Source organism: Rhodopseudomonas sp. B29 (assembly GCF_000333455.1).
In the GTDB taxonomy this organism is placed as follows: domain Bacteria; phylum Pseudomonadota; class Alphaproteobacteria; order Rhizobiales; family Xanthobacteraceae; genus Rhodopseudomonas.
Genome location: NZ_BADD01000385.1, coordinates 1 through 10,150, shown reverse-complemented (window position 1 = coordinate 10,150; position 10,150 = coordinate 1). Strand labels below are relative to the sequence as shown.

11 protein-coding genes and 1 pseudogene are annotated in these 10,150 nt (G+C 63.7%); 3 read left to right on the top strand and 9 right to left on the bottom strand.

The window, feature by feature from the left end; genetic code table 11:
• The first annotated feature begins 177 nt into the window (after positions 1 to 177).
• The 3 genes from I5M_RS32745 to I5M_RS13855 all read left to right on the top strand — a co-directional run bounded on the left by I5M_RS32745 (position 178) and on the right by I5M_RS13855 (position 1,908).
• A complete protein-coding gene (locus I5M_RS32745) occupies positions 178 to 354 on the top strand; it encodes a hypothetical protein (protein WP_159103999.1) in 177 nt (58 codons plus the stop codon).
• A 59-nt stretch (positions 355 to 413) separates the two neighbouring features.
• Positions 414 to 731 carry a hypothetical protein gene (locus I5M_RS13860; protein WP_022721942.1) on the top strand — a complete coding sequence of 106 codons (318 nt, stop codon included), beginning with the start codon at positions 414 to 416 and terminating at the stop codon, positions 729 to 731.
• A 166-nt stretch (positions 732 to 897) separates the two neighbouring features.
• On the top strand, positions 898 to 1,908 hold the full coding sequence (locus tag I5M_RS13855; RefSeq protein WP_022721941.1) for a tyrosine-type recombinase/integrase: 1,011 nt from the start codon (positions 898 to 900) through the stop codon (positions 1,906 to 1,908).
• 229 nt (positions 1,909 to 2,137) lie between these two features.
• On the opposite strand, the gene I5M_RS29735 is transcribed toward I5M_RS13855, so the two are convergent.
• The 9 genes and pseudogenes from I5M_RS29735 to glmM form a co-directional block, all read right to left on the bottom strand.
• Positions 2,138 to 2,563: a hypothetical protein gene (locus tag I5M_RS29735; protein WP_022721940.1), complete on the bottom strand. Its 426-nt coding sequence runs from the start codon at positions 2,561 to 2,563 to the stop codon at positions 2,138 to 2,140.
• Positions 2,564 to 2,678: 115 nt separating this feature from the next.
• The gene (locus I5M_RS13845; RefSeq protein WP_022721939.1) at positions 2,679 to 3,950 is read right to left on the bottom strand and encodes a methyl-accepting chemotaxis protein; all 1,272 of its coding nucleotides are present in this window, start codon (positions 3,948 to 3,950) and stop codon (positions 2,679 to 2,681) included.
• A gap of 7 nt (positions 3,951 to 3,957) precedes the next feature.
• Positions 3,958 to 4,482, bottom strand: coding sequence for a PAS domain-containing protein (locus tag I5M_RS13840; protein ID WP_022721938.1), 525 nt, complete (start codon positions 4,480 to 4,482; stop codon positions 3,958 to 3,960).
• Positions 4,483 to 4,721: 239 nt separating this feature from the next.
• Positions 4,722 to 5,201, bottom strand: a complete 480-nt coding sequence (locus tag I5M_RS13835; protein ID WP_022721937.1) for a GNAT family N-acetyltransferase — start codon at positions 5,199 to 5,201, stop codon at positions 4,722 to 4,724.
• A gap of 12 nt (positions 5,202 to 5,213) precedes the next feature.
• Entirely contained in the window at positions 5,214 to 5,807 is a 594-nt protein-coding gene (locus I5M_RS13830) for a glutathione S-transferase family protein (protein ID WP_022721936.1), read from the bottom strand.
• Between the two features lie 12 nt (positions 5,808 to 5,819).
• The gene (locus I5M_RS13825; protein ID WP_022721935.1) at positions 5,820 to 6,641 is read right to left on the bottom strand and encodes an outer membrane protein; all 822 of its coding nucleotides are present in this window, start codon (positions 6,639 to 6,641) and stop codon (positions 5,820 to 5,822) included.
• A gap of 145 nt (positions 6,642 to 6,786) precedes the next feature.
• On the bottom strand, positions 6,787 to 7,629 hold the full coding sequence (locus tag I5M_RS13820) for an outer membrane protein (RefSeq protein WP_022721934.1): 843 nt from the start codon (positions 7,627 to 7,629) through the stop codon (positions 6,787 to 6,789).
• 227 nt (positions 7,630 to 7,856) lie between these two features.
• Positions 7,857 to 9,116 (bottom strand): MFS transporter, encoded by a 1,260-nt coding sequence (locus I5M_RS13815; protein WP_022721933.1) that lies wholly within the window; start codon positions 9,114 to 9,116, stop codon positions 7,857 to 7,859.
• A gap of 179 nt (positions 9,117 to 9,295) precedes the next feature.
• Positions 9,296 to 10,150 (bottom strand): annotated as a pseudogene (gene glmM, locus I5M_RS13805) (phosphoglucosamine mutase); the annotation flags it as partial.

Here is a 10,150-nt window from a genome sequence, read left to right as displayed (position 1 = left end):
CGCTGCGCTGTTCGATTTCCTCGCCGATGGCGCGGGCTTCTTCTTCGCTGTCCCACGCGCCGGTGACGGTGACCATCTCGCCGTCGACGTCCTCGGTGCGCAGCGTTTTGCCAAGCCGGCCCTCATTGCGATCGTCTGGCGCAGCGTGTTGCAGAGAGGGACGACAGGATAAAGCAGTTGCGTGATCAGCGCGAGGCAGCTGAACGCCGCGCGGCAGCCGCACGCGGCCAGGTGACGAAGATCAAAAACCGCGTCGGCCACGGCGTTTGCCCTTGCTGCAATCGCACCTTTGCCAATCTGGCCCGGCACATGGCCGGAGAGCACCCGGGCTACACTGCAGAGGCGGCGGAGTGACCAAGCCGCTGACCTTCACCGCCGCCGTTGCCGCCAATCAACCACAAAGGAGCTAATTTATGAGCGCAGACATGAAAACCGATATTATTACGCCGCTGCAGGTGTATTTGGAGGAGTGCGACGGTTCCATACCAGACTTCTGGGTAGCCTGTTTTTTAATGTCAATCACTCGACTTGGCGATGGCGAATCCGTCGAAACTGATGTCGCTGGCGAACGCGTCGAACCTGAAGTCACTATTGTCGATCTTTCAAGCGGGGCGTCTGCTTCAAGAGATGAAGCGATCAGATGCTTCATCAAGTGCGCGGACGAAGTAGTCCGTTACGTGACGGCTGCTGCCGATACCGCCAGAAGCATAATCGCCTTGGAGAAGGAATGACCCTGATCCCCGAAACGACGACGCCGGAAGACTTGGCGACCAGCCTAGGCTGGTCCGAAAGGCGGGTGCGTGAGGTCGCTCGCCGGCTTGGCGCGTGCCGGATTTTGGGCAATCGTATGGTCCTGACCAAGGGAGACGTTCAGGCGATCATGGAGGAGACCAGGCCGTGCCCCTTACGCTCTATCGCCGCGGGAAAATCTGGCACTATCGAGGCACCGTTGCCAAGCGGAGACTTCGCGGCTCTACAGGAGCTGAGGAAAAGGACATCGCCGAACGCTTCGTCGCGCGGCTCACAGAGCAAGCGTGGAAAAGTGATTTTGATGGACCGCAATCGGTCCTGACCTTCGCCCAGGCGGCGATCACGTATCGCACTGCCGGCAAGCCGACGCGGTTCCTAGAACCGATCGAGAACTACTGGAAGGACACGCTGGTCAAAGACATCACGGCCGGTGCGATCCGAAAGTCGGCTCTGGTGCTCTACCCATCAGCAGCCGGCGCGACGCGCAACCGCAACGTGATCGTCCCTACACAGGCGATCATCAACCACTCCGCCGAGCTAGAGCTGTGCAGCAAGATTAGCGTGAAGCGGTTCGACGTAGACACCAAGATCAAGAAACCGGCCACCGCTGAGTGGGTGCGCGACTTCATGGAAGCGGCCTCGCACCTCCCGCACCTCGCCGCGCTGGCGTGCTTCATGTTCTGCACCGGCGCTCGAATCTCCGAGGCAATCAGGCTGGAATGGGGCGACGTCGACCTGCAAAAGCGGACCGCGCTGATCAGGTCGACCAAGATCGGCGCCGAGCGCGTCGCGCATCTGCCCCAGCCGCTCGTGGTGGCCATGGCGAACATCAAGCGGGATCGGCCTCAGGTCTTCCGCTACGTGCTGAAATGCGCCGCCGACAAGTCCTGGCGGTCAGTGGTGCGCCAAGCAGGCCTGGAGCCTCTATCGACCCACTGCTGCCGCCATGGCTTCGCTACGGCCCTTCTGCGGGCCGGCGTCGACGTCGTCACCGTGGCGAAGTTGGGAGGCTGGAAGACGCCGCAGCACGTCTTTGAAACCTACGGCCACGCGCTTGACGACATCACGCTGACCGATCGCGTCTTTGACACACCACAAGCACAGAGCATTTCAGCGATTCAGGAAACGATGCTAGGCCAAGTAGTTAGGCTCAAGTAGCTAATCCCCTCGGTGGGGAGAGGTTTCCCGCCGCTGGGGATAGTCCTTTGGGACCGAAAGTCAAGGAACTTGGTGTCCGGAAGAGTCCTGATGCGATCACACTTTCGCATGAGCATAAGACCATGAATTCCGCCGCGCGGCTTCGCGTCTGTGCAGCAAATACATGTCGTTCAAACGACAACGCGCGCCCGACCGGGGCGCGCGCGAGTCAAACAGTCGTCGTCAAAGGTCAGCGACCGACCGGAGCCGGATAGCCCGGGTTCGAGGTGCTGTCGCCCGGCAGACCACTCGGCGACGCGCCGGTGCCGATTGAACCCGGCGTGGTGGTGTTGGGAACACCAGGCTGATTGTTGAGACTCGATCCGGTCGTGCTGGTGCTGCCCGTGCCGATCCCGGTTGCCGACGTTGAATTACCCGGCGAGGTACTAAGTCCCGTCGTGCTTTGCGATCCGGTCGTGGTGTTGTTGGCCGGGCCAGAGATGCCGCCGGTGCCACCGGCCGCACCGCCAACGCCGCCCGATGTTCCGCCGACGCCGCCCGCCGCACCACCTGCGCCGCCGGCTCCACCACCCGCACCGCCTGCCTGCGCCAGCGCTGCGGAACCGCTCAGCACAACCGCGGCTGCAGCGATCAGATACTTGTTGGCTCGTTTCATGACGTTCTCCCTTGTCGTCGAGGAGACGAACGACCGCGTACGAACCACGTTCCGGCATCGCGGCATCGCGCCCCACACATGGATGTGTGGAGCACGCGCTCGCGCCAGTCCCGAGCTACGCGACCTTGGCGAGGAACCGATGCACCTCGCTGCGAAGTCGCTCGACCTGCTGGGCCACTTCGCCCGACGCGTTGTTGACCCGCGAGGCGATCTTGCCGGCCTCATCCGCCGCATGGCTGATGCCGGCGATATTGGCCGAGACGCGCACCGTTCCGGCCGAGGCCTGCTGAACGTTGCTGGCGATCTCGCGCGTCGCCGCGCCCTGCTCCTCCATCGCCGCCGCAATCGCGTTGGAGACTTCACTGATTTCCGAAATCCGTCGGCTGATCGCTTCCACCGCGGTGACCGATTCCTCGGTGATCTGCTGCACTTCGTCGATACGCGCCGTGATTTCCTCGGTCGCCTTGGCGGTCTGGCTCGCTAGTGTCTTGACCTCGGCCGCCACCACGGCGAAGCCCTTGCCGGATTCACCAGCGCGCGCCGCCTCGATGGTGGCGTTCAGCGCCAGCAGATTGGTCTGGGCCGCCACGGCGTTGATCAGTTTGACGACATCTCCGATGCGTTGCGCAGCGTCGGCGAGATTGCGGATCTTGGCGCTCGTCTGCTCGGCTTCGCTCACGGCCAGGCTGGTACTCGTGGTCGACAGCTGGATCTGCCGCGAGATTTCGACGATCGACGCCGTCAGTTCCTCCGCGGCGCTGGCCACGGTTTGCACATTGGTCGAAGCTTCCTCCGACCCCGACGCGACGCTGAGCGACTGCCGGGTGGTTTCTTCGGCCGCTTCGGCCATTGCGCCGGCATCGCCCTTCAGCGCGCCGGACGTCGACGCCAGCGTCGCGGCCACGCTGTCCATGCCGTCGGCGAACCCCTTGGCTTCGGCCGAAGCATCACGCACCTTGCGGTCCATCACGGCCGTGGCGTTGTTGATACTCGTCGAAGCGACGAAGAACGAACCCGGCAGGCCGCGCGTCAGCACCTTGCGGAAGGTCTTGCCGCGCGCCGCGTAGTCCATCGACGCCGAGGCCTCGCGGACGAACGCGTCGATGATGTCGAGGGCATCGTTGATGCCGGCCTGGGCGCGGCCGATAGCACCGCCGTCGCGGCGCCCCATCACACGCGCTTCCAGCTCGCCGCGCTTGGCGCTCTCACAAACATGAGCGACCTCCTCAACAGCAGCAGAGGCACCCCGCAGCCACCACAACGAGAGGCCGAGCAGCGCCAGGTTGATCGCCGTGGCGACGGAGCCGAACGTCGCATTCGACAGGCCGAACGCAGCCTCGAGCATCCAGGTCGCCGCCAACATGATGGTGGCGACGACGAGTGCCATCGTCGCCTTAGATAGAGAAGATAAATTCATCATATTCGACGCCCCGGTCCTTCAATTGCCCCATCAACATGTCGTAGCCGCGCATCATGCCTTCCTTGGCGTTGCGCTCGCTGGTCTCGGCCTCGCGGAGTGAGCGATACAGCTTCTGAATGGTGTCGACCTGGCCGCGATCGGGCTTGCGGCGGTTGGAATGGAAGCCGATCACGTTGTTCTGCCGATCGAGCGTCGGGGTGACGTGGGCGAACACCCAGTAATGATCGCCGTCGCGCGCCATGTTGACCACGTAGGCGAAAATCTCCTGCTTGGCCTGGATGGTGTCCCACAGCAGCTTGAAGATGCAGCGCGGCATGTCGGGATGTCGGATCATGCTGTGCGGCGCACCGATCACGTCGCCGGGCGGATACTTCGACAGCCGCATGAACACGTCATTGGCGTAGATGATATTGCCCTTCAGGTCGGTCTTGGAGACGATCAGCTCGCTCTCGTCGAAAGGACACTCGATGCCGGTCGGCACGATCTTGGGTCGAGCCATGCAACTCTCCTTGGTGTGAAAATGGCGGCGAAATCAGCCGGCCCGCAGGTGCCCCTCCCCGTTGAGACGCACGATCCAAAAGCATGATCAATTTGGAGCCAACGTACTACACGTTTGTTAACTGAGGCCCACGTAACACTACTTGGACGTGCGCACCAGGTTCGTTTGCACGTGCCGACAACAGCCGGAAAGCTTTCCGATTCTCAGCCGTCGCGCCTGGCCCCTCCGTCGAGCCGGCTTCACCCGAACCGCATCGTCATGCCGACGTGACTCGGCTGAAACCCCAGCCGCTGGTAGAAGCGCTGGGCGTCTTTTCGGCTCTGATGCGTGAACAGTTCCACCAGCTTGCAGCGCTGCGCCAAGGCTTCGCCGATCGCCCAGCGGACCAACTGTTCGCCGATGCCACGGCCGCGGCAGTCGCTGGCGACGCGGACATCCTCGATGATGGCGCGGCTGGCACCTTGGGAACTAAGCCCGGGCAGCACGGCGAGTTGCAGGCAACCGAGAACACGTGAATTTTCGTCTTCCGCCACCATCATCTGCAGCTGCGGCGTCCGCGCCATCGCATCGAACGCCGTGTAGTAGGACGCCGGCAGCGGATCTTCGATGCGCTCGCGGGCCTTGCCGAGATGATCGTCCGCCAGCATGGCGACGATGGCCGGCACGTCGTCACGCCGGGCGGGACGGATGTTGATGGGCGAGACGGGCTCCGGGTTCATCTTTCTCCAGGCTCACGCGGCGGAGGGCGGCAATGCGAGGGCGCGTTCGGATACGGCGATCCAGCGCTGCAGCGCCGGATAGTCGGCCAGCGAGAAGCCGCCTTCGGGCGCCATTCGCGTATAGGCCAGCAGCGCGACGTCCGCGAGGGACAGCGCCTCGCCGACCAGAAAGGTCTTGTCCGCGAGGTGACGCTCCATCAGCGCCAACGCGGCGTGACCGCGGCGGACTTTTTCCGGATCGAGATCGCCGGCCGCTTTGCCGAGATACACCATTTGATAGCGGCACACCGCCACATAGGGCTCGTGACTGTACTGCTCCCAGAACAGCCATTCGTCCATCTTGGCGGCCAGCCAAGGATCCTCGGGGATCAATGCGCTGTCGCGGGCGAGATGGCGGATGATCGCATTCGACTGCGCCAGGGCGCGGCCGTCTTCGAACACCACGACCGGCACTTGACCGGCCGGATTGATCGCCAGAAAGTCAGCCGTTCGGGTTTCGCTCTTCAGCGTGTCGATAGCGATCCAGTCGTAGGATCGCCCCAGCAGATCGCAGACCCACTTCACTTTCAGGCAGTTGCCGGAATTGAGATCGCCGTAGATCTTCATCCCGCCAGCCGGCTAGAACTTGTAGCCGATGCCGCCGCGCACGGTGGACACCGCCGTGTTGATGGGCGCGGCGAACTTCTGGTACTCCCACTCGGCGCGGACGAACAGGCCGGAAAACACCATGATGTCGATGCCGAGGCCGCCGCTGTAGCCGTAGATGAAGTGATTGTTCTGCGGCTGCGACTGACTGTAGTTGAAATTGATCACCTGGAAGCCGGGCGCCGCACTTGTATTGACCTGCGTGCCGCTGACGGTGGCGCTGCGCACGATGTCGGCTTGGCCGAGCGACACACCGCCGAACGCGTAAGGCAGGAAGCTGCCGATCGCCCAGCCGGCGCGGCCGCGGATCGAGCCGACATCCTTGACGTTCATGGTCGCGGCGCTGCTGTAGGTGACGCCGTTGGTGTAGCCGTCCGAGGTGGTGAAGCTGCGACCCATCGAGCCCGAGGCCGAGCCGCCGAAATTGCCATGCAGGTAGTTGCCTTCGATGCCGAGCACGACGTCGTCCCACTGCCAGTTGTAACCGACGAACGCACCATAACCGTTGCCATGCGCCGACTGCTTGCCGAGCACCGGCCATTGCGAAACGTTGAATTCGTTCTCGATCGTGGTGAGTGTCAGCATCTGGTGCGCCAGGCTGCTGGTGGCGTTGGAAAAGTCCATGTCGGAGGTGCCGTAACCGGCCTGGCCGCCGACGTAGAAGCCTTGCCAATTGACCACGCGGCTGGGCTGGTCGACCATCGAGCCACGCAGCGGCCCGAAATCCGGCATGTCGGCCGCCATCGCCGATTGCGCCGCCACCATCGCCACCGCCGCAACCACAAACCTACGCATCGCAACGCTCCTCGACACTCTTCAGTGCGTAGCGCGATCATCACCCGTTAACCTTAACCAATCGTTGTCGCAGGGCCCTTGGCGCAAACAAAAACGGCGCGGGAAGCTCCCGCGCCGTTAGTACTTGTTAACGTGTCGGCTGACCTCAGCCCTTGCGGATCAGCGGCATCTGCGGCGGCGGCGAGTAGGCCGGACCGGTGTCGAGATTCCAGCGCACGCCGAGCTTGACGTCGTGCGAGGTCAGGTTTCGGAACTGGAACGAAGACGGGCCGGCATTGGTGCCGTCGTAGGAGCGGCCATAGCCCTGGCCGACCGTGCCCATGTCGAGGTAGCGATACGCGAGTTCGACCGTGAAGTTCGGCGATACCTTGTAGGCGACACCGGCGTGGGCCGCCCAGGCGAAGTTGGTCTTGGTCGCGCCATCGGCGAAGTAAGAACCGACCACTCCGTTGGCAATGCCATTGTCGCTGAAGCCTGCGGTGGTGATCCGCGCGCCACCGGCGCCGACGCCGACGAACGGGGTCAGACACCACCAGGTGCCGAGATCGGCGTAGACGTTGACGAGGCCGACCCAACCCGAATAGCCGCCGTTATAATTGTCGACGAGGAAACCGCCCGGATTGAAGGTGAAATTGTCGGTTCCCTTGAACGACACCTTGGAGCGATACTCGCCGGTGACGTCCGCGCGGAACCAGTTGTTGAACTGATAGCCGACGCCGACGCCGTAGATCGTGCCGCCGTCGAAGCCGTGGCCGAGATGCGAGACCTGGGTGGAGGCCGGGAGGGTGTTGTACAGCCGGTTGTCCAAGGTGGCACGGCTCGCGCTCATCCCGATGTCGCCGCGCAGGTACCAGCCGCCGAAATCTTCAGCCGGCGGCGGCGGCGGATAATACTGGGGCGGCGGCGCCATCGGCATGTCGGCGGCGAACGCCATCGACGTCATCAGCGAAGCCGCTCCGGCGGCCATCAACAACTTCACGCTACGCATTGGCTTCGTCCTTTTGCCAAGTCATCGAGGATGGAAAGGCCTCACAGCTTGAAACCTGGTGCGACGATGCCAGTAATTCCTTAAGCCACACTTAACCCTAATTCTTAAGGTTGATATTTGGTGGACACGTACGCAAATGCGTGCAGCGCGGCACCCTTCGCGGTGCCGCCCTCCTCGTCATAATCACTAACAGATGGTTGATAGTTCGGCGGCTCGCGCGCCAGGCCTCAATGGGCGTGGCGCGGCATCTTCGGAAGCAGCACGGCGAGCAGGCCGAGCGCCGGCAGGAACGAGCAGACCTGGTAGACGAAGTCGATGCCGTAATGGTCGGCGAGTTCGCCCAGCGCGGCGGCCCCGACGCCGGCAATGCCGAAGGCAAAGCCGAAGAACAAGCCGGAAATCATGCCGAGCCGGTGCGGCACCAGTTCCTGCGCGAACACGATGATGGCCGACGTCGCCGAGGCCAGGATGAAGCCGATGAACATCGTCAGCACCGCACTGGTGACGAGCCCGGCATAAGGCAGTGCCAAAGTGAACGGCAACGCACCGAGGATCGAGAACCAGATGACGTAGCGACGGCCGAAGCGATCGCCGAGCGGACCACGGAAGAAGACGCCGGCGGCGATCGAGCCGAGGAAGATGAACAGGAACAGCTGGGCGGTCTGTGTCGAGACGTGGAATTTCTCGATCAGATAGAATGTGTAGTAGCTCGACAGGCTGGCCATATACATGTGCTTGGAGAACAGCAGCGCCACCAGCACCACCAGAGCGGCCAGCACCCGGCGCCTGCCCGGTGCGTGCGGATGCGGCTTCGGCGCCGCTTTCGGCGTGCCGGCAATGCGGCCGCGATACCAGATGCCGATCCGGGCGAGCAGCACGATCGCCACGAACGCCAGGATCGAGAACCAGCCGATCGACGGCTGGCCGAACGGCACCACTACCAGCGCCGCCAGCACCGGGCCGAGCGCGGTGCCGGCATTGCCGCCGACCTGGAAGATCGACTGCGCCATGCCGTAGCGGCCGCCGGACGCGAGCCGGGCGATGCGCGCCGATTCCGGATGGAATACCGCCGAGCCGAGTCCGATCATGGCGGCGGCGATCAGGATCACCGCATAGGAATGCGCCGCGCTGAGCAGCAACAGGCCGAGGAAGGTCGAGCCCATGCCGATCGCCAGCGAGAACGGCTGCGCCTTCTTGTCGGTGAAGTGACCGATCAGCGGCTGCAACAGCGAAGCGGTGAACTGGGATGTCAGCGTGATCAAACCGATCTGGCCGAAATCCAGCGCGTAGTTGGCCTTGAGGATCGGATACCCCGACGGAATCAACGACTGCCTGGTGTCGTTGAGGAAATGCAAGAAGCTGATGCCGCCGAGAACCAGATAGGTCGGACCAATGTGAGCCGGTGCCGCGGGCGCAACCAGTTCGGGCAGCTCGGTCGAGACGACCGGCGCAGCGAGATCGGCATCGACGCTGACGGGCTTGTTCACGGCGTTTCCTGGCAGTCTTGGCTAAAATTGCGCCGCGCTGATCTTTGTCTGCGCGAACGAAAACAGCCGGCTCGCGCCGACCGTTCTGAAATAGCTTGGAAGCGCGGGCCGGGCCAGCGCCGTTTGGCGATGCCAGCGTTGCATTGTGCAGCGCCGAACTACGCGCTGCTCGCCGGCAACTACGCAGCCGCCGCCGCGGCGCTGCCGAGCGCGTCGACGATGGTGTCGACCACGGATTCGACCACGTCGCGGTCGTCGCCCTCGCCCATCACCCGGATCACCGGCTCGGTGCCTGAGGGGCGGATCAGCAACCGGCCGTGGCCGTTGAGACGCGTCTCGCCGTCCTTGATGGCCGAGATAACGCCGGAATCGTCGAGCGGCTTGCCGCTGCGGTAGCGCACATTCTTGAGGATCTGCGGCAGCGGGTCGAAACGGTGGCAGACCTCCGACACCGGGCGGCCGAGCTTCTGCACCACCGCCAGCACCTGCAGGGCGGCGACGAAGCCGTCACCCGTGGTGGCGTAGTCGGACAGGATGATGTGGCCGGAGGACTCTCCGCCGACATTGTAGCCGTCCTTCAGCATCGCCTCGAGCACGTAGCGGTCGCCGACCGAGGTGCGGATCAGCTCGATGCCTTCGCCGCCGAGGAAGCGTTCGAGACCGAGATTGGACATCACGGTGGCGACGACGCCGGGCTTGGACAGCCGGCCGTCTTCCTTCCAGCTCTGGCCGATCACGGCGAGCAACTGATCGCCGTCGATGAGGTGGCCGCGCTCATCGACCATGATGACGCGGTCGGCGTCGCCGTCGAGCGCGATGCCGACATCGGCGCGCATCTCGCGGACCTTGCGGGACAGGGCTTCGGGCGCGGTCGAGCCGACTTCCTTGTTGATGTTGAAGCCGTCGGGTTCGACGCCGATCGCGATCACGTCGGCCCCGAGCTCCCACAGCGCTTCCGGGCACACCTTGTAGGCGGCGCCGTTGGCGCAATCGATCACCACCCGCAGTCCGTCGAGCGACAGGTCGCGCGGCAG